This is a genomic window from Acetivibrio cellulolyticus CD2, assembly GCF_000179595.2.
GTDB classification, from domain to species: Bacteria; Bacillota; Clostridia; order Acetivibrionales; family Acetivibrionaceae; genus Acetivibrio; species Acetivibrio cellulolyticus.
Genome location: NZ_JH556657.1, coordinates 856,155 through 873,611, shown reverse-complemented (window position 1 = coordinate 873,611; position 17,457 = coordinate 856,155). Strand labels below are relative to the sequence as shown.

General features: G+C 34.3%; 20 protein-coding genes and 1 pseudogene. 11 read left to right on the top strand and 10 right to left on the bottom strand.

Features of this window, described 5'->3' with window-relative positions; genetic code table 11:
* Positions 1 to 94: 94 nt before the first annotated feature.
* Positions 95 to 2,137 (bottom strand): thioredoxin domain-containing protein, encoded by a 2,043-nt coding sequence (locus ACECE_RS0215575; protein ID WP_010248903.1) that lies wholly within the window; start codon positions 2,135 to 2,137, stop codon positions 95 to 97.
* Between the two features lie 200 nt (positions 2,138 to 2,337).
* Between ACECE_RS0215575 and ACECE_RS0215570 the strand changes: the two genes are divergently transcribed.
* Positions 2,338 to 2,841, top strand: a complete 504-nt coding sequence (locus ACECE_RS0215570; RefSeq protein WP_010248901.1) for a hypothetical protein — start codon at positions 2,338 to 2,340, stop codon at positions 2,839 to 2,841.
* A 115-nt stretch (positions 2,842 to 2,956) separates the two neighbouring features.
* Here ACECE_RS0215570 and ACECE_RS32640 read toward each other — a convergent pair whose 3' ends face one another.
* From ACECE_RS32640 to ACECE_RS0215555, 3 genes are read right to left on the bottom strand one after another with little or no spacing between them, the layout of a single operon-like run.
* The gene (locus tag ACECE_RS32640; RefSeq protein ID WP_010248899.1) at positions 2,957 to 3,331 is read right to left on the bottom strand and encodes a hypothetical protein; all 375 of its coding nucleotides are present in this window, start codon (positions 3,329 to 3,331) and stop codon (positions 2,957 to 2,959) included.
* Complete coding sequence (locus tag ACECE_RS0215560) at positions 3,331 to 4,491, bottom strand: zf-HC2 domain-containing protein (RefSeq protein ID WP_162862559.1); 1,161 nt, start codon at positions 4,489 to 4,491, stop codon at positions 3,331 to 3,333. Before ACECE_RS0215560 ends, ACECE_RS32640 begins: the two co-directional genes overlap by 1 nt.
* Before the next feature lie 9 nt (positions 4,492 to 4,500).
* Entirely contained in the window at positions 4,501 to 5,052 is a 552-nt protein-coding gene (locus ACECE_RS0215555) for an RNA polymerase sigma factor (protein ID WP_010248894.1), read from the bottom strand.
* A 356-nt stretch (positions 5,053 to 5,408) separates the two neighbouring features.
* Between ACECE_RS0215555 and ACECE_RS0215550 the strand changes: the two genes are divergently transcribed.
* The gene (locus ACECE_RS0215550; protein WP_010248891.1) at positions 5,409 to 5,612 is read left to right on the top strand and encodes a helix-turn-helix transcriptional regulator; all 204 of its coding nucleotides are present in this window, start codon (positions 5,409 to 5,411) and stop codon (positions 5,610 to 5,612) included.
* A complete protein-coding gene (locus ACECE_RS0215545; protein ID WP_010248890.1) occupies positions 5,609 to 6,019 on the top strand; it encodes a hypothetical protein in 411 nt (136 codons plus the stop codon). Before ACECE_RS0215550 ends, ACECE_RS0215545 begins: the two co-directional genes overlap by 4 nt.
* A 188-nt stretch (positions 6,020 to 6,207) precedes the next feature.
* On the opposite strand, the gene ACECE_RS0215540 is transcribed toward ACECE_RS0215545, so the two are convergent.
* The gene (locus ACECE_RS0215540) at positions 6,208 to 6,459 is read right to left on the bottom strand and encodes a type II toxin-antitoxin system prevent-host-death family antitoxin (RefSeq protein ID WP_010248888.1); all 252 of its coding nucleotides are present in this window, start codon (positions 6,457 to 6,459) and stop codon (positions 6,208 to 6,210) included.
* A 502-nt stretch (positions 6,460 to 6,961) separates the two neighbouring features.
* On the opposite strand from ACECE_RS0215540, the gene ACECE_RS0215535 reads away from it, so the two are divergent.
* Positions 6,962 to 7,387 carry a MarR family winged helix-turn-helix transcriptional regulator gene (locus ACECE_RS0215535; RefSeq protein WP_010248886.1) on the top strand — a complete coding sequence of 142 codons (426 nt, stop codon included), beginning with the start codon at positions 6,962 to 6,964 and terminating at the stop codon, positions 7,385 to 7,387.
* A 66-nt stretch (positions 7,388 to 7,453) separates the two neighbouring features.
* On the top strand, positions 7,454 to 8,239 hold the full coding sequence (locus ACECE_RS0215530) for an amidohydrolase family protein (protein ID WP_010248884.1): 786 nt from the start codon (positions 7,454 to 7,456) through the stop codon (positions 8,237 to 8,239).
* Positions 8,240 to 8,402: 163 nt separating this feature from the next.
* Here the strand turns inward: ACECE_RS0215530 and ACECE_RS30260 are convergent.
* A pseudogene (locus ACECE_RS30260) lies at positions 8,403 to 8,569 on the bottom strand (DUF255 domain-containing protein); the annotation flags it as partial.
* A gap of 185 nt (positions 8,570 to 8,754) precedes the next feature.
* Entirely contained in the window at positions 8,755 to 8,991 is a 237-nt protein-coding gene (locus ACECE_RS0215520) for a hypothetical protein (RefSeq protein ID WP_010248880.1), read from the bottom strand.
* A 312-nt stretch (positions 8,992 to 9,303) separates the two neighbouring features.
* Here ACECE_RS0215520 and ACECE_RS0215515 point away from each other — a divergent pair, with 312 nt between their 5' ends.
* The 3 genes from ACECE_RS0215515 to ACECE_RS0215505 all read left to right on the top strand — a co-directional run bounded on the left by ACECE_RS0215515 (position 9,304) and on the right by ACECE_RS0215505 (position 11,039).
* Positions 9,304 to 9,876, top strand: a complete 573-nt coding sequence (locus ACECE_RS0215515; RefSeq protein ID WP_010248878.1) for a hypothetical protein — start codon at positions 9,304 to 9,306, stop codon at positions 9,874 to 9,876.
* Between the two features lie 125 nt (positions 9,877 to 10,001).
* Complete coding sequence (locus tag ACECE_RS27760) at positions 10,002 to 10,706, top strand: hypothetical protein (RefSeq protein WP_010248876.1); 705 nt, start codon at positions 10,002 to 10,004, stop codon at positions 10,704 to 10,706.
* A gap of 108 nt (positions 10,707 to 10,814) precedes the next feature.
* Positions 10,815 to 11,039 (top strand): hypothetical protein, encoded by a 225-nt coding sequence (locus ACECE_RS0215505; protein WP_010248873.1) that lies wholly within the window; start codon positions 10,815 to 10,817, stop codon positions 11,037 to 11,039.
* 166 nt (positions 11,040 to 11,205) lie between these two features.
* Here ACECE_RS0215505 and ACECE_RS32380 read toward each other — a convergent pair whose 3' ends face one another.
* From ACECE_RS32380 to ACECE_RS0215495, 3 genes are all read right to left on the bottom strand, one after another.
* Positions 11,206 to 11,424, bottom strand: coding sequence for a hypothetical protein (locus ACECE_RS32380; RefSeq protein ID WP_407636669.1), 219 nt, complete (start codon positions 11,422 to 11,424; stop codon positions 11,206 to 11,208).
* A complete protein-coding gene (locus ACECE_RS0215500; RefSeq protein ID WP_010248872.1) occupies positions 11,400 to 11,588 on the bottom strand; it encodes a hypothetical protein in 189 nt (62 codons plus the stop codon). The genes ACECE_RS32380 and ACECE_RS0215500 overlap by 25 nt, the downstream gene beginning before the upstream one ends.
* A 215-nt stretch (positions 11,589 to 11,803) precedes the next feature.
* Positions 11,804 to 13,585 (bottom strand): lamin tail domain-containing protein, encoded by a 1,782-nt coding sequence (locus ACECE_RS0215495; RefSeq protein WP_010248871.1) that lies wholly within the window; start codon positions 13,583 to 13,585, stop codon positions 11,804 to 11,806.
* Between the two features lie 401 nt (positions 13,586 to 13,986).
* Between ACECE_RS0215495 and ACECE_RS0215485 the strand changes: the two genes are divergently transcribed.
* The 3 genes from ACECE_RS0215485 to ACECE_RS0215475 are packed head-to-tail and all read left to right on the top strand — an operon-like array spanning position 13,987 to position 17,448.
* Positions 13,987 to 14,967: a caspase family protein gene (locus tag ACECE_RS0215485; RefSeq protein ID WP_010248869.1), complete on the top strand. Its 981-nt coding sequence runs from the start codon at positions 13,987 to 13,989 to the stop codon at positions 14,965 to 14,967.
* Positions 14,968 to 14,973: 6 nt separating this feature from the next.
* Positions 14,974 to 16,164, top strand: coding sequence for an acyl-homoserine-lactone synthase (locus ACECE_RS0215480; protein ID WP_010248867.1), 1,191 nt, complete (start codon positions 14,974 to 14,976; stop codon positions 16,162 to 16,164).
* 24 nt (positions 16,165 to 16,188) lie between these two features.
* Positions 16,189 to 17,448 carry a hypothetical protein gene (locus tag ACECE_RS0215475; protein ID WP_010248865.1) on the top strand — a complete coding sequence of 420 codons (1,260 nt, stop codon included), beginning with the start codon at positions 16,189 to 16,191 and terminating at the stop codon, positions 17,446 to 17,448.
* Positions 17,449 to 17,457: the final 9 nt, after the last annotated feature.

Here is a 17,457-nt window from a genome sequence, read left to right as displayed (position 1 = left end):
AAATTAAAAAACGCCTCTTGCATTTTTTATATGAAGAGGCGTTTTATAAATTTTTGTTTTCATATAATATTGAGATTTTTGAAATACTTCAAATTTAACTTGAAATAGCATTTCTAAACAGTGAGTTATCTGTAATTGGTGCCTGGCATGCAAAGTTTTCGCAGACATACGCTGTTGTTTTTCCCTCGACTGTCTTATAGTTTTCGATAAATGGGGCAAGATCTATAAGATCTGTATGCTTATTGGAATAGAACATGGATAGTGTAAATGGCCGGAAGTCTTCTCTGATAATGCTTACCATGCTGCTTTCTTCCAAATTTTCATTGCCCACAATTACTACTTCCTTTGATTTTGATTTTGCAAATAGCAGTGCAGACAGGAAAAATGAATGTCCCCTCGCAAAGCGTTCGATACTTCTTCCAAATGTGGCAAACTGGTTATAGGCTTTTTCTTCCAATTCAGCCTGTCCTGTAAGTCGGGCAAGCCTTAAGAAATTCATTGTTGCAACTGAATTACCAGAAGGTGTTGCTCCATCATAGATTTCCTTTGGCCTTGTTATTAACTGCTCGCTGTCACTTCCATAATGAAAAAGTCCACCATTGGTTTCGTCCCAAAAGTACTTAATGAGGTCGTCATTAAGTTTTAATGACCGTTTTAAGTATATTGGCTTATAAGTTGTCTCATAGAGTTCAATAAGCCCCCATATTAAAAAGGCATAATCGTCAACATAGGCAGGAAAAGCTGAATCTCCGTCACGATAACGTGCAAGTAGTCTTCCATCGCTTGAAATAAGCTTTGAGAATATGAAATCAACGGCTTTTTCTGCGGCTTTTGTATATTTGTCTACACCCAAAACTCTTCCGCCAAATGCCATAGCTGCAATCATCAGCCCATTCCATGAAGTGAGGATTTTATCGTCTTTATAGGGGTGTACTCTTTTTTCTCTGAATTCAAACAGTTTTTTTCTGCACTCCTCTATAAATCCATCATCTTCTTGCGCAATGTTTCCCTTGATTAAATTTGGTATATTAAATCCTTCAAAATTGCCATGTGCAGTTATGTCATATAATTTACAATATTTTTCGCCATCCTTGTTGCCAAGAACGGTTTTTACTTCATTAGCAGACCAAATATAGAATTTTCCTTCTTCACCTTCAGAATCAGCATCCTCAGCGGAGTAAAATCCCCCTTCATTAGAGGTCATGTCTCTTAAAACATAGGTAAAGATTTCTTTTGCTATATCAGCATATTCACTTTTTTTTGTTGCCTGATATACTTCCAAATATGCTATGGCTAGAAGAGCGTTGTCATAAAGCATTTTTTCAAAATGGGGAATCAGCCATTTCCTGTCAGTTGAATAACGGCTAAACCCAAAGCCAATGTGATCATATATTCCACCCTTATGCATAGATTCCAGAGTTTTTTCAACCATCTTCAAAGCATATTCATCTTTGGTATTGTACCAATAGCGGAGTAGAAAAAACAAATTATGCGGTGTGGGGAATTTCGGTGCACTTCCGAAGCCTCCATAATTATTGTCAAAATCATATTTAAATTCGGAGAACGCTTCATAAAAAATATCTTCGGACAGCTCTTCTTCGGAGTCGGGTTCCAAAATGTCATTCCGGTCGCTTAAAGCATTAAGTATCTGTTCGCTTGATCTTGTTAAGATATCCCGATTGCTGACCCACGCGTCATGTACGCTTTCTAAAACCGTAAGCAAGCCAGGCATTCCCATTCTGTTGTTTTTGGGAAAGTAAGTTCCTGCAAAGAATGGTTTTTTATCAGGAGACATGAAAATTGTCAGCGGCCAGCCACCATGTCCTGTAAGTGCCTGACAAACATTCATGTATATATGGTCAATATCCGGACGTTCCTCTCTATCTACTTTTATGGATATAAAGTTCTTGTTTAGCGCGTCTGCGACTTCTTTATCTTCAAAGGATTCCTTTTCCATAACATGACACCAATGACAAGTGGAATAACCGATGGAAAGGAAGATTGGCTTATCTTCTGACTTGGCTTTCTGAAAAGCTTCATCACTCCAAGGAAACCAGTTTACAGGGTTATAAGCATGTTGTAACAGGTATGGGGATTTCTCATGGATTAGTCTATTGGCTTGTTTATTAGTTGACATGTGGGCATCACCTTCCTTTCATAATTTTTTAGTATGTTGGCTTTTTATAGTAAAGTATTATTTATATTTACCACCAAACTATTATTTGAAAGAAAGCAATTATGTATTCAAATAAAATAGGGTATAAAGTCGATTGCCTTTAACAACCAAATTACTAAGAAGTTTAAATGGGCAATATAAACTCAAAGGAGTGAAAAAGAATGAAAAGCATTTACAAATATTTTTCATGTATTTTTGTCTTATTATTGCTTATAATTCCAATAGGCACATACGCAAATAGAGATATTAATAAAGACCCTGAGATAAATCCAGTAAAATTCCAACAAATTAAAGCACAAGTTTATTTGTTTAAACAGGTACTAGATGAATTTGGAGCTACAAGTCGTTCTCAAGCAGTTGAATTGTGGGCAAAAAGTGAAAGTAAAAGAAATGGTGTTTATCAATATGCAGTTTCATGTGATGAACTTAAACAAAAGATAATTGAAAAATGGGGAAAGGCTGAAGAAAATTTTTGGATTATTGGTGGCTCAAGCCCTTCAACATATAAATACGAAATTGTGGAAAATGAAAAAATTAATGAAAATACCTATAAAGTTAAACTCAAATTCTACTGGGCTTCTTCATTAGGAGAAGAAGAACCTACTTATAACCTACTTACAATTGTTAAGGGAGAAAAGTATTGGTGTGTTAAGGATTACAAATAGCTGTAAAATATAGGCAGTTAATTTATTCTATGCTTGCTGATTTTCAAAATTGCTGTTAATAGCTTATGTGACACCAGTAAGCCAGTAACCTCTAAATGATTTTCAATGAAATAGCTTAATCTGTTTTTTCAATACTTTTTGTTCCATCAGGGAAAATTTGTATTGCATACAAATCTTCCTTATTATTTTTATCAATGAAGCCAAAAACCAACAGGCACTCAACCAAACCTTCTGATTTTAAAGTGTAAGTACATGTTTTCCCATTTTCCCGACTAAAGTTTTGGCTTTCTTCAACAAAAGCATGAAAGTTCATAATATTAAGTTTATTTCCCAGATACATTCTTCCACTAACATGGAGATAAAATTTATAACCTTTTGGTAATGCTTTAGGTATAGTGAAACTAAATAAATCTTTGGCTGAGCAAGTAATAAAAATGTAAAGGGCTGTCTCATCAATAGAACAGCCCATAAAAATGCTTAAATATGTCATTATTTCATTATTAGGGGTGTGTTGTCTCCTCCTGAATCGATTTCAACAACATTATCTACAGTAACCCTGTATTTCCAGTAATAGAATAGCACCGGCCCTTTTGAATTCCGACCTCGAAGGTCTTTTGCATTCCAGTATTGGGTCAGTGTAATAGTATAAACCCAATCACTTTCCTTTTCAACCTTTGTCTCGAATTCTGCAGGGATGCTGAGGCCTGGAGCTTTGCCACCAGCATTCAAAATGCCGCTTACTTTTCCTGGGCTATCTGGGAAACCACTGTGGGAATTCAGTTCCAAGACCTTTTTTATTGCATCAGACTGGCTGAAAACACTATATGAAATTGATTGAAGTTCTTCTCCGGTATTTGCGTCAATAAACACATTGGTGTCTGCAATTACCCCTTTTGACTCCTGTACGCCATATGCATTTTTAGGCCCGCCGTGGGTAGTCAGGTGGAGGTTGTAAAAAGTTACAATCCATACAGGGTAATCCTTTAAAACGACACTTGAGCCTGCAATATAGGGGTGGGTTTTGTTGGTCAGGCTTACAAGTATTGCAGTAATTTTCTTTGCATCTTTGTAACTTTTGTCGCCAACTATAGTTTTTGCATTGATTAGAGCTGACAATTTATCGGTATTAACTGGCACTGTTAGTTCTTTGAACTCGTATTCATCAGGGGGAAAGTGGGGGTTCTTTCTCAAATCGTCTATTGAAATGCTTTCGATATTGTTTTCGGTTGCAATTGGAGTATTGGTATTATTGGGTTCTTCTGGAGTAGAAGAAGATACCACAATTTTGTCGTTATACGGCGGTTTTAATGTGGATTTATAAACAATTACAGAAAAGAAAAGAAGACATAAAACAAAAACAGCCGCTGTTAGCTTCAGCACGGGTTTTAACATGTGGTATTGTAAAGTAATTGAAAGCGAAGTTTTTTTGTTTTTATAACGGTTTTTGTCTATTGAAGCCATAATGTTTTTATCTGCGGAATTCCCTGCAAAACATGGTGATTTAATGAATCCGTCTGAAAAAGAAAATAGATAATATGCTTTTTTGCAGTTTTCACATCTCTTTATATGCTCTTTCATTGCATTTGCGGCGTCTGGAGCCATTTTGCCATCGAGGTAATCAATTAAATCTTCAATATCACATCTTTGCACCATTTTCCATTACACCTCCCTATGTTCAGTAAACTTCTTGTAAAGTACCTTTTTAGCCCGCATGACCTTTATGCGGACATTTTCAGGTGATAGTTTAAGTATTTCGGCTATTTCCCTGTACGAAAAACCCTGTATATGCTTTAAAACCAAAATTGTTTTATCTTCAAATTTCAGAGAGTCGAGAATTTTTAGTATTTCAAGATTGCGTTCCTTTATTTCGTAGACTAGTTCGGGGTCATTAATTAGGTTATCCGGAAGTGAGGACAGCACCTCTTGATAATCTATGTTTCTTTGCTTTTTCTTCTTCGCATAATGGCTTTTGAACACATTCAAGGCTATTCTGTAAAGCCAGGTGGAGAAATGCCATCTATTATCGTATTTATACAGGTTATTATATACTCTAATAAAGACCTCCTGAAGAATGTCTTCTGCGTCTTCCTTAGAAAAAGCCATTTTAAATATAAAATTAAAAATACTGTCCCTGTATTTTGAAACAAGTAAGGAAAAGGAGTCTGTGTCCCCATTTAATACATTGGAAACCAGAATGCAGTCATTGTCCAATTTACTTTTCACCACCTGTTCTTGGAGTATAAACCATGTTTAATAATAACACATATTTATACTAGGGAAATTAATAAAACGTTACAAAAATTATATAATAATTATAAACAGTTACTTTGCTGTGAACTTTTCGTTACTTCTGGCGTATGCTTGCTGATTTTAAAATTGCTGTTAATAGCTTACATGGCACCAGTAAGCCAGTAACCTCTAAATGATTTCCAGTTAAGGCAATATTGCTTCATTTGCGAACTTCATTAGAATGAATGTAAAGCCAACTTGACATACTGATTAAATTGTATTATATTAATAATGTAAAGCTAACTTTACATACATGAAGTAGAAAGGAGCATCTATGATTGAAAAACAAAATAAAGGATTTAAGGGAGCAATCTGGTTTTACTCAGCAATATCTGGCAGATAAAGTAAATGTGTCAAGGCAAACAATCATATCCCTTGAAAATGGGAAATATAATCCATCCATATTTTTGGCATATAAAATTGCAAAAGTTTTTAAAATGACAATTGAAGATATTTTTGTATTTGAGGAGGAGTTATTATGAGTATTGAAAAGTATATTAAAAAGGAACTACTATATTCACAGGTATTTATTATTATAGGCTTAATTGCAGGAATATTAGGGTTTATATTTGAATACCAGAAAGGGCTTATGACTGGTTTAACAGCAGGGTTTCTTCCTACAGGGATAGGCACATTGGTGCTCAATAAGTTTGCTAAGAAAAAGCCTGAAATGAAAAAGAATATTGAGCTTGAAAATGAAGAGAGAAATATCTTTATTAATACAAAGGCAGGTCATACTGCATTTTGGGTTTCCTATTGGTATATATTTGCAGCTTTTATTTTGCATTATTCATTAAGAATATCCCTATTACAATTTCTAATTGTAACTATTATCTTTATGCCTGTTGTGTATTTCCTATTTGTGGTTATTTTTCAAAAGAAATATTGACTTTATCAATGAAAGGACTACTGATAATCTATTGAAGAGAAAATTTTAAAAGCAATTGAAGCCTTAACTGGGAAAGTCAGCTGTGCTTTCGTAATATTGAGACAGATATATTTTTATATCTCGAACATCACTTAACGCCATAGGAAGAAACTTTACAGAATAACTCATAAACCTTCACTCACAGTTTTTCAAAATTCATTTTCAGAAAGCCATTTAGTTTCTGGTGCATTGGCTTGTTCTTTTGCTTTTTTTAATTCTGATAGAACATATTTTTTATGGACGTATTCTTCATAATCAGCAAATTCTTCGATGCCTATTAAAACAGCTTCTCCTCGGCCGTTATTTGTTATAATTACATGATTATGCTGTTTGACTATATTAGCAATTTCAGAGTAATTATTTCTTAAATCTCTTAATGGTCTAACATAGGTATTTAACATGATAATCAGCTCCCATTTTCACTTATAATAAAAGTGTATCACAATATGCCTACGCCATCAATTGCAGGTCTAACTCTTATTGGGACATTTTGCTATTAATAGCTTACATGATACCAATTGTAGGTCGAATATCGGATGCTTAGATATATTGCTTATTTAATGCTTTTCTCCTTGCAACAATTGTATTAGATGCATGTATATGTTTTTCTATACATGGATGTTCATCTTCAAATATATGAGAGTCTGAACTGATAATATCCCAGTCTTTGTATAAAGATACCAGTTCTCCCTCATCAGCTAGCCCTTTTACAAATGGTAAAAGTTGTACTAATGGGGCAAATTCATTAGTAATTATAGAAAAACATATTAATGATAAAGGATGCTTCTATTTTAATATTATTCCAATTATTTCAATTTGTGCAAAAAATTATTTGACATTGATATAATGGAATAATATAATATTAATAAATATTTCATATGTGAAATAAATGGTGGTGTTATATTGGATAATGAGCTTCTAAGAAGTATTTATTTAAAAATAAAGAATATTTCTGATATTTCCTCTAAAGATTTTACAAACACCTTATCAGGCTTTACAGTTACGGGGGTTCAATTTGGTGTGTTGAGAAATATATCCGAGAGTGGGGCGAGGATGTCAGAACTTGTGCAGAAGGTTAAATGTGCAGCCAGTAATATGACAAGCATAATCAAAAGGATGGAAAGGGATAAATTGGTTATAACCTCAAAGAATTCAAATGACATGAGGGAGACGTTAGTGTACTTAACTCAGAAGGGGAGGGACACTCTTAATGAGATGGAAGATTTATATAAGGACTTTTTGATGAGAAGCTATGGAAGTCTTTCTCTGGAAGAGCAACATATTTTGAATTTATTACTTATAAAGTTAGAGGAGAATCTAACCAAATAAAATTTTTTACAGAAGTATTTCATATGTGAAATAATGATTCAAACAAACTAATTTAAGGAGTGTAAAATGGTTATTGATGGTCATTCCCATGTAGTATTGCCTACTGAGAGGCAAATAGCTTGTATGAATGAAGCTGGAGTAGATAAAACTGTCTTATTCTCAACTTCTATTCATCCAGAGTTGACAACTTCAGCAGAAGAGTTCGACAAAGAAATGAGTATTCTGGATGAAATAATCTCTGGAAAGCGAAACGCTATTGATGCAAGATTAAAAGCGATGGATGAGCTCTACAGTGTTATTCAAATAAACCCCTCGAAATTTATAGGTTTTGGTGCAGTACCAACAGGTTTGAATTATGAAAAAACCTGTGCATGGATACAAGATAATATTATACCAAAGAAATTTGTTGGGCTTGGAGAGTTTACAGTACCTTCGGGCCAAATACAGGGACTAGATGCTGTTTTTTCGGCATCTACTGAATTTGGTAATTTACCACTATGGATACACGCATTCTTTCCGCTTGCTTTAAATGATATAAAAGATATCGTAACACTTGCGAAGAAATATCCTTATGTGCCAGTAATTATCGGACATTTGGGCGGAATGAATTGGAGGGATACTATCAAGTTGGCAAAATACTATTCCAATATATACCTGGACTTGTCCGCTTTTTTTACTACTATAGCCTTAAAGATGACAATACAGGAGTTGCCAGAAAGAAGTATTTTCGGTGTTGATATGCCATATGGTGATTTGGTAACATCAAGACTGGCTGTTGAAAGAGCATGTGAAAATACTGATGTTAGAGAACAAGTTCTAGGCGGAACGATTGCAGAACTCCTGAAACTATAAAGGTAATTGGTTTATATTACTTAAAGGTATAAGTATACTGAAGGAATCAATATTGATACGGTGGAAAAATAATGACTATTTTAGACAGGTATTTCGAACTTTCAGATTTAGCAGGTAATGATAAAAATGCTTTTCAAGAATTAGTAAGTTTGGATGCGCATCAATGGCAGGTAGAGTAGCCGATAGAAAGGAAGATTGATGTATCTTCTAACTTGGCTTTTAAAAAGCTTCATCACCCCAATGGAACCAGTTTACAGGGGTATGTGCATGTTGCAGTAAGTATGGGGATTTCTCATGGATTAGTCTATTGGCCTCTTTATTAGTTGACATGTGGGTATCACCTTCCTTACCCAAAAATGCTTAAATGTGTCATTATTTCATTATAAGGGGTGTGTTGTCCCCTCCCGAATCGATTTCAATAACATTATCTACAGTAGCCCTGTATTTCCAGTAATAGAATAGCACCGATCCTTTGGAATTTGGACCACGAAGGTCTTTTGCATTCCAGTATTGGGTCAGTGTAACTGTATAAACCCAATCGCTTTCCTTTTCAACCTTTGTCTCGAATTCTGCGGGGATGCTGAGGCCTGAGCTTTGCCACCGGCATTCAAAATGCCGCTTACTTTTCCCGGGCTATCAGGGAAACCACTGTGGGAATTCATTTCCAATACCTTTTTAATTGCGTCAAACTGGCTGAAAATACTGTATGAAATTGATTGGAGTTCTTTTCTGGTATTTGCGTCAATAAACACATTGGTGTCTGCAATTACCCCTTTTGACTCCTGTACGCCATATGCATTTTTAGGTCCGGCGTGGTTAGTCAGGTAGAGATTATCTCCTGAAGAATGTATTCAGCGTCTTCCCTGGAAAAAGTCATTTTATATATAAAATTATAAACAGTTGCTTTGCCGTGAACTTTTCGTTACTTCTGGCACATGCCTGCTGATTTTATAGGTTAAGTACATGTTTTCCCGTTTTCTGGAAAGTAACCATTAATATGAAGGGTAATAATTTCTACACCCATATAATAGACTAGACTATTATAAGGGGGGATTATGCTGAGTATGGTATTAATCATAATAAATAGAAAGTTACTAAAAGCTAGTGTAATTATATTGTTAGCAATTTCTCTTTGTGTTAACATCTACAACCATTACCATAGCATGGAACTTACTAACAAATATGAGTCATTGGTATGTTTATCAAATCAATTCTATCAAACCAGCCTTATAGCTTTTTTGGCTTCAGCACAAGAACTTGATACTCCAAATAAACCTATTGAGATTTTTGACATTACCAAAGGTGAAGTAATAAAAAAAGTGCATTCCACCAGAGTAATACAGAATGAAGCTATAAGTTACCTTAATGGGATATCAAGCATGTATATTAAGGTAAAAGCTTTTCCAGAGAAAGGCTATATAGTAAGAATTCCAATAACTCCCTCAGTTCAGGTAAAGAACCATTGGCTTAATGACTATAACATCAATTCTGTTGATGAAGTTTTCATTTTGCTACCAGAACAAGGGAATACATACTTGCTGGTATTAGATAACAAACTCAGACCATACTTCTACAACTTTATAGGAAATGTAGATGTATTACTAAAAAACTTGGAGTTTTTTCCTGTACCAACATAATCACAAGGTAAAATCAGGATTGTGTAATGGAAGGAAAAAACTAAATTATGGAAGCCAGTTACTAATATTATTTAGCTTTCATATAATGCAGTAGTGATTATATAGCATTATTTGAGGAGTAACCTATGATAATTGATATGAAAGTCGGAGACGTAAATGGCGATTTGATTCCAGATAAGGTGTACTTGACTGGTAATAAGAACCAAAATTCCTTTTATAGTGATTTCATGCTAGTCATTGATGATGGAAAGACCGGATATAGATATACGATACCTCTTTCACCTGATTATAACTACAGTGCGGCTCCATGGATTTTTCTCGGAGACTTCACCGGCAACATGGTGGAGGATATTTTTATAAGCTTGCCTTTAGGAGGAGCTAGAGCTGTTTACTATATGGTCTCTTTTTTAAATAATCAGGCAGTTTTTCTTATTGCTCCCGACAAACCACCTTTTGACTATGATACTCTTTCCAAAACACTGGGTTTTGATGTAATCTATAAGGATTTTTACAAGGTTGATATAACCAGTAAAGTGTTAAATCAAACCATTACTCTTGATGTAAGCGATAGGAAAGAAGTGTATGAAGGTGTGGTTTACAATAAAGATGGGACATTAATTAAGCCGTATAAAGGGTTTGTCCTATACTCGCCGTACCTTTATCCCATTAAAATCGATAGAAGTGTGCCATATAAATTGATGGCAATGGATGACATTGCAGGAATGTCTCACGCAGATCAGTTAGGGTCTCTGGTATATTACTGGAGATATTCAAACAGCCAGCAAACATGGCTACTTGATCCACAAATGGCTCAAGTGTTGATCGAATAGTGACACATAAAAGAGCAACTAATATTTAAACATATTTTTAAAGAGATTCTATACCGGTAACATCTTATGTTGATTTGAATATACTGCTAACAGGGGAGGTGATTCCATATGCCTTGGCAGCAAAAACTTCAGTTTTTAATAAATCAGCCTGTAGGGGTGTCTCTAATTAACGGGCAAGGTGTTTCAGGTATACTTTGCAACGTTGCCAACGGAGAAATATATTTACTGGAGTATTTATATCAAGCCCAATTCGCAACAAAGCATTATTCCTTTGGACAGATACAAGATATAAATCCATTTCCATCGTGTTATATTGGGCCATTGGTCTATTAACTTTGTTACAATATCTGGAGACTAAACATTGTGTTGTTAATGCAAAATTTAAGTAAAATGCTCCGGGTAGACCGACACGTCCTCAGAGCATTCAAAAAAGCATCAATATCCAATTATAAAAAAACCATTCCAAAAGTCGGTACGTCTGCTGCATATCGGCTTTTGTTTATATATTTATTATAACTCTTTTGATCTTCGTAATAGGTTTGTCACAAACCATTTCCAAGTCCTTTATAAGGCTGTCAAAAGGGAAATTTTTGCCCGGGCAATTAATGCTGGGTTTTGAAACCACTAGCTTGGATGAAGGCTTGTTGACTTTACCTGCATGCCATGCTGCATTTACCTCATCTACAAACTTAACTACCGTGCCATCCCTACAAACCAGATAATGTGCGCACTTACTTTCGATGCGGGATTACAAAACCAACTCTCTACACCGGATTTTTGTCCTGCTGTAATGTGGTTGACTATTGCCAGTATTCTTTGGTCATGCCTGCTGCCGTAATTTGAGCATTTTGGGGTTAAATCCTTGATTTTTAGTTCGTTCATATCTTTGACCTCCTTAGGGTTTGTAGTTATAATTTACAAATGTCTGAAAAGTTCATCAAATGATTCGTGAATTATACAGCCATAAGACAAATATTACCCAAATTATTGTCCTATGGCTGTATATATCAAACTAATTCATAAACGAGTTTTCCTCAGTTCAACAGCCTTAATTAAGAAACATTTGAAAAAAGGCTAGTTAATAAAAATGAGGTTCATTATAGTTGTTTTTGTGTTGAGATAGTCATTAAAGAAATCAGCTTACCTTTATTATCATACAATTCTGCTGTATCAGCATCATTGTTCCAAATGTTTGCGTTAGTCCATTTTAATGAAATGGATCCGTTATCATAAGCAGATTTTCCAGATGTAATTTTAACTGATGCTCTGGCCTTTAAAATAAATCCATTTGGGAAATTGTAATTCTGGTTGCCTATAACAGATACAAGTTTCCAACCGGTCATATTTACATCTGAAGTTGAATTATTTGTTATTAGTGCAACTTCACCATTTAAATCTATACTACTAATTATAACATCTAAACCCTGACTGACTTGGTCTGGTGAAGATTTTCTTGTTGTTACTTTTTCATCAGAAAATGGATAGTCTTTTTGTACTCCAAGTATCCAACCAACTGAATCTGTTGATGTCCCTGCTATAAGTTCTTGAGGTGGATTTAATGCTATGGTTACTGTTGAACTGGAAGAATCGCTTTTCACAGAATGTGAATAGGATGATTCGCTTCCACTAATTCCTAATGGAATCCCAAGGAAGGTGAGTCCAACTGAAGCTGATTGTTCAAAAGTTTTAGCAATTTGTTCGTATTCAGAACTCTGAATCTCTATGACCATACTTGGATAATTGCTTATAGCTGCTCCAGTTAAAAATCCAAAAGGCCCTGAAGCAGAAAAATCAATATGTGGATCAGGGTCGAACTTATAACCAGATACATCACCAGTGCCATTTTCAATAGATTTTGAAATCGGGTCTTCCCAGTACCAGTTCTTTTTCGTAGCTAAATCAAAATGTACAGGTCCGAAATTGACCAGTGTAACACCAGTGAATGTCATATTAATAGTCGTCTTTGTATCGGATACTGCCATTTTATCCTCAAAATAGCTTGCATTACCGCTTACATTTATATTGATGAAATCCAGCACAGGAATGTTAAATGAAGTACCGCCATTTATTTTAACCTGAAACTCCGATTCATTATGACGCTTTACAGTCATTGACAGATTGATTGAGTTTGACGACTTTAACCCATTTATTATATCGCTTAAAGGCGTTGATACAGCAAATGCAGGGTGATATGTTGTGTCACTGTCATTCAATATCATGCCCCCATTATCTTTGCCTGCCGATTGAAGTGCGGCAAGTGCCATTTCTTTATATGCATTATTCATTGTAGTACTGTTTTCAAGTGAAATGACCGAACTAATTGCATTAAGCCAATTTGCAAATACCGCAATAACGGGCTTGCCGCTGGCGGGAGTCAAGTTTAGCAATTTATACAAATTCACTGAGTTTTGTATATCTATCAGTGTTGTTGATGGTTTAGCCCATTTAGTACAAATTTCACTACAAATATTGTCGATTGGTTGCCCGGTTCCTTCCGGAAAACTTCCAAAAGCTTCTTCCCATGCCCTGAGTACGCTTCCTTGCTGATCGGTTGCATCACTCTTTGCCTTATTCAATTTTTCGATATCAGCTTTTGAAAGAAAATAAGATATTTTGCTAAAAGCTTGTAAAAAGAGATTTGTAAAGGGTTGATCAGTTTGCAGCGGATACGAATTAGCTTTTAGACTTGAATTTATCCAGTCATATGTCTTTTTGTTAAAACTAAGGTTTCTAGGATCCTGCCAATAATACGGCAGATTTCCTGAAGATCCTATACAGAAACTTTCAAGCTTTTTCGAGCCCAAAGACGTAGAAAGAATTTCATTTGCCTGTTTTTTTAATTCACTTATAATTTCATTTCCTTTTAATGTTTCACTCATAATTAATCACCTCAAATTATTTATTTTTAATTTCTGGATTAAAGATTCACAGCCTTACTGCTCACATTTTAAAAAATATACTCCAGCGGAGCGGAAACTGTATTGGTTGCACCTATAAAATTGATATTAGTATTTTGTGTAGTTTTGATAGTCAAAAAAGTTCCTCCTTTTTTATTGAGTAATTTATAAGAATTTGAAGGCCTTCGATAAACATTATACGAAATATAAATTCCAAATAATAGTAATGGTTGTCATTTGATACACAGTATATAATCATGGGTTCATGTGACAAACATCATACATGTTAATAATTTTGTAACAACTACTTGAATAAAACCCAATATAAATATAATATGGTAATAATAGTTATTTAAATGTAAAATTAAATAAGGGAGGTTACTATGTCAGAATTGAGATTAGCATTAATTGTAGGTATTGATGATTATCCTGGTAATAACAAGCTGGATGGTTGTATTAATGATGCAAAAGCCATGAATGATATTTTAAGGTTTCATGGAGATGAAAACGAAGGAGCAAATTTTGAAACTATCCTTAAGACATCCGATAGAGATTATATCAATCTTCCCATGTTAAAAAAGGAAATACAAGAACTCTTCAAAAGTCAGGTAAATATGGCCTTGTTCTATTTTTCCGGTCATGGAATTGTTGATGCTAATGGAGGCTATCTAGTAACTATGGACCAAACAGAGTATAATCAAGGAATTTCAATGAGAGACATTCTTGATTATATTAATCAGTCAAAAATTGAAAACAAAATAGTCATACTTGACTGTTGCCATGCTGGTAACTTTGGAAATCCGTCTTTAAGCGAAATGAATACATGCCATATTGGAGAAGGAACAATTATATTTTCTTCTTGTCATCATACTGAAACATCCAAAATAGAAAAAGATAAGAGCAACAGTGTGTTCACAAGGCAGCTTTTAGACGGGTTAAGAGGAGAGGCTGCCGACATTCTTGGTCATGTAACCCCTGGATACTTATATGCACTTATTGATGAATCAATGGGAGCTGCTACAGGACAAAGACCGATTTTCAAAGCTAATGTAAAAAGGTTTATTTCACTACGTGATTGTCCACCTCATATTGATTTAAAAACACTTAAAACAACTATGGGATATTTTGAAGCAGCAGATAGCAATTATATTTTGGATGCTGAACATGAGCCTACCTATGCTAACTGTATCAAGGAAAAGACTACTCGTTTTGCAAACCTGCAGAAATGCACTCGATTGAGACTTGTTGAGCCTATTGACTATGATCACATGTATGATGCAGCAATGAATAACGGTGCATGTCGTTTGACATCACTTGGAAAGCATTACTGGAAGGGTATAAAAGAAGGAAGACTCCGCCGCTAATATTATATGGAAAAGGATGATTGGGACATGTATAAAACTTATGAAATTAATATTACTTATCCAACCTATTTTACAGATGATGAAAAACAGGATATCAATAGTTTGTTTCAGGTGGAAACCTCTATTACGAAAGAAACAAAAGGGTTTGAAAGCTTTGTTGATTATTTAATGTCTTCACCTGTATCTGTCGTAATCTCTTTTGGTAGCGTAGCTATTGCATCATCCTTATTTAGTCAATTAGGAAAAGATTTGTACAATTGCACAAAGCAAAGAATCGAAAAATGCTTTAGTAAAAAGAATGATGCTCAAATGCAGTTTTTAGTTCCTATTGGCAAAGGCGAGATAATTATTATGGTTGATGCAAAAAATCAGGAACAAATTGATTTTTTCTTTAAAAATATTAATTCACTCATATCACATTATGAAACACAAGGTCTTGGAGACAGAACCATAGTAAGATTGATCACCGATGGCACACGTTGGGTTGAGGGAAAATCTTTGTCAGCACCAAATCTGGAAGAAAACTTGAAAGTTATCTTGTCAGAACAAAAGCCCTCAGATAATACCAATGATGAAGAACAACAATCCAAGTTTCTAAGACAATTTGCCATAACTGATAACCCTTTCAAAATTAAAATTCTTAATAAGAACCATGGTGATCAATTTGAAAAAATGCTTGAAATGAGAAAGAAAGTTTACATAGATGAATTGCATTGGATTGAAAATGAAGATAGTTTTTACGACAATAACGATGCTGTATATATATGTGTCAGCGATCCTGATGAAAAAAATATACTTGGAAGCATGCGTATATTAAAGTCTGAGAGTGACTGGATGATCAACAGGGAATTTAAGGAATTGCTTGGAGCAGAAAATATCAATAAAACAGGAGGCATTGAAATTACTCGATTGGCTGTTTCGGGCAGTAATCGTCATCATTTGGAATCAATGCAGATTAGTGTTTGCTTGTTCCGCGGCATGTATAGGTGGATGACTGAAAACAGTTACAGGTTTATTTATATGGTGGTAAGGAAGCCGTATTTTAGATTCTTTGATATCCAAGGATTTTGTCCAGTTTTACTTGGTACTACTTCTGAAAAATTTGGGGATGCGGTAGCCGGAAAAATTGATTTGGCAATTGCTATGAATTATATGAGGGAAAATAACAGAAATCTATGGCAATGGTTAATGGCTTAGTTTATTAAGGAGAGGGATCGTATAATGAAAAAAATAAAAATATTTCTTGCATCTTCTGAGGAATTTGCTGAAGAAAGAATTAAAATTGGAGACTTTATACGTAAGGAAAGTGATAAATATATTAATAAAGGAGTTTATTTGAGTTTAGTAAAATGGGAAGAGTTAACGCATTCTTTTAACTCAAATCGAGTTCAGGATAGTTTTAACGAGAAATTACTAGAATGTGATATTTTACTATGCCTGTTCTATAAAAAAGTGGGTATTCATACTAAGGAAGAACTTTATAGAGCAGTTGAAAACCTCAAGGAAGGTAAAAATCCCAAATACATTTATGTATTTTTCAAAAAGCCTCCTATAGATGACGAAAGTTTCAATGCAATTCAGGATTTTAAAGAACAAATCATTGAAGCTCAACAAATGTACAATGAGTATACTTATATTGATAATTTATTAATGCAGTTTGGAGATCAGCTTAGTTTAATTATTCCTCGGTATATAAATGAAATGGCAACTGAAACTCCTAAAGATTTAATAATTAATAAAGGAAGCCAGAATAAACATCATTTCTTATTTCTAAAAAATACTGTCTTTTGCAAATATTTGAGGATAATTACTGCAATACTCATTATTATAATCCTTGGTACATCATGTTTGTATGTTTTTTACAAACCTGATAAATCAAGTTTCATTCCAATGGCTACACCTAGCAAGTCATCAACAATTTATCCTTTAAATACTGTTCTACCTATAAGTATAGCTACAAGTAATTTACCAGTTAAATCAAGTACTCCTTCTAAAATGCTGTATAGTCTTGGTAGTGATTTTGATGGGCAGCCTATTGATTTGATGGATATCAAAATAGATAAAGATATTGATATTCTTGAAACGCCAATACTTAAATATTTCAATTACCACTGTTTTTGTTTAAAATTTCAATTAAAAATTGATACTTTGCCACAAGACTATTTAACTATATTCAAATGTGGGAAGTCGACAAATTGGTTTGAGTTGAGGATTAATAAGGATGGACAATTTATTCTAATAACTCACGATAAAAAAGTTCGTATATTAAAAAGTAGGGAAGGGGTACCATATAAAGTTGATGTAGGGAAAGATAATGATATATATTTTCAGAATCAGGGATTTAGTGTCGAAAGTGAAACAGATATAACTTTTCAAAGTGAAATGCTGATTGATAGGATCTCACCGTATAAGTTAGAACCTGACGAGGCAGTCTTTCAATTTTATGGTGATGTTAAAAATGTTTATGTGCATTCTGGCTGATTTTTTGAC

Excerpts from the sequence above, each read along its gene's own strand:
- ACECE_RS0215515 (WP_010248878.1), top strand. The coding sequence starts at position 9,304 with ATGGTATTAATCATAATAAATAGAAAGTTACTAAAAGCTAGTGTAATT.
- ACECE_RS0215485 (WP_010248869.1), top strand. The coding sequence starts at position 13,987 with ATGTCAGAATTGAGATTAGCATTAATTGTAGGTATTGATGATTATCCT.
- ACECE_RS0215475 (WP_010248865.1), top strand. The coding sequence starts at position 16,189 with ATGAAAAAAATAAAAATATTTCTTGCATCTTCTGAGGAATTTGCTGAA.
- ACECE_RS27760 (WP_010248876.1), top strand. The coding sequence starts at position 10,002 with ATGATAATTGATATGAAAGTCGGAGACGTAAATGGCGATTTGATTCCA.
- ACECE_RS0215570 (WP_010248901.1), top strand. The coding sequence starts at position 2,338 with ATGAAAAGCATTTACAAATATTTTTCATGTATTTTTGTCTTATTATTG.
- ACECE_RS0215545 (WP_010248890.1), top strand. The coding sequence starts at position 5,609 with ATGAGTATTGAAAAGTATATTAAAAAGGAACTACTATATTCACAGGTA.
- ACECE_RS0215480 (WP_010248867.1), top strand. The coding sequence starts at position 14,974 with ATGGAAAAGGATGATTGGGACATGTATAAAACTTATGAAATTAATATT.
- ACECE_RS32640 (WP_010248899.1), bottom strand. The coding sequence starts at position 3,331 with ATGACATATTTAAGCATTTTTATGGGCTGTTCTATTGATGAGACAGCC.
- ACECE_RS0215530 (WP_010248884.1), top strand. The coding sequence starts at position 7,454 with ATGGTTATTGATGGTCATTCCCATGTAGTATTGCCTACTGAGAGGCAA.
- ACECE_RS0215495 (WP_010248871.1), bottom strand. The coding sequence starts at position 13,585 with ATGAGTGAAACATTAAAAGGAAATGAAATTATAAGTGAATTAAAAAAA.
- ACECE_RS0215540 (WP_010248888.1), bottom strand. The coding sequence starts at position 6,459 with ATGTTAAATACCTATGTTAGACCATTAAGAGATTTAAGAAATAATTAC.
- ACECE_RS0215505 (WP_010248873.1), top strand. The coding sequence starts at position 10,815 with ATGCCTTGGCAGCAAAAACTTCAGTTTTTAATAAATCAGCCTGTAGGG.
- ACECE_RS0215575 (WP_010248903.1), bottom strand. The coding sequence starts at position 2,137 with ATGTCAACTAATAAACAAGCCAATAGACTAATCCATGAGAAATCCCCA.
- ACECE_RS0215500 (WP_010248872.1), bottom strand. The coding sequence starts at position 11,588 with ATGAACGAACTAAAAATCAAGGATTTAACCCCAAAATGCTCAAATTAC.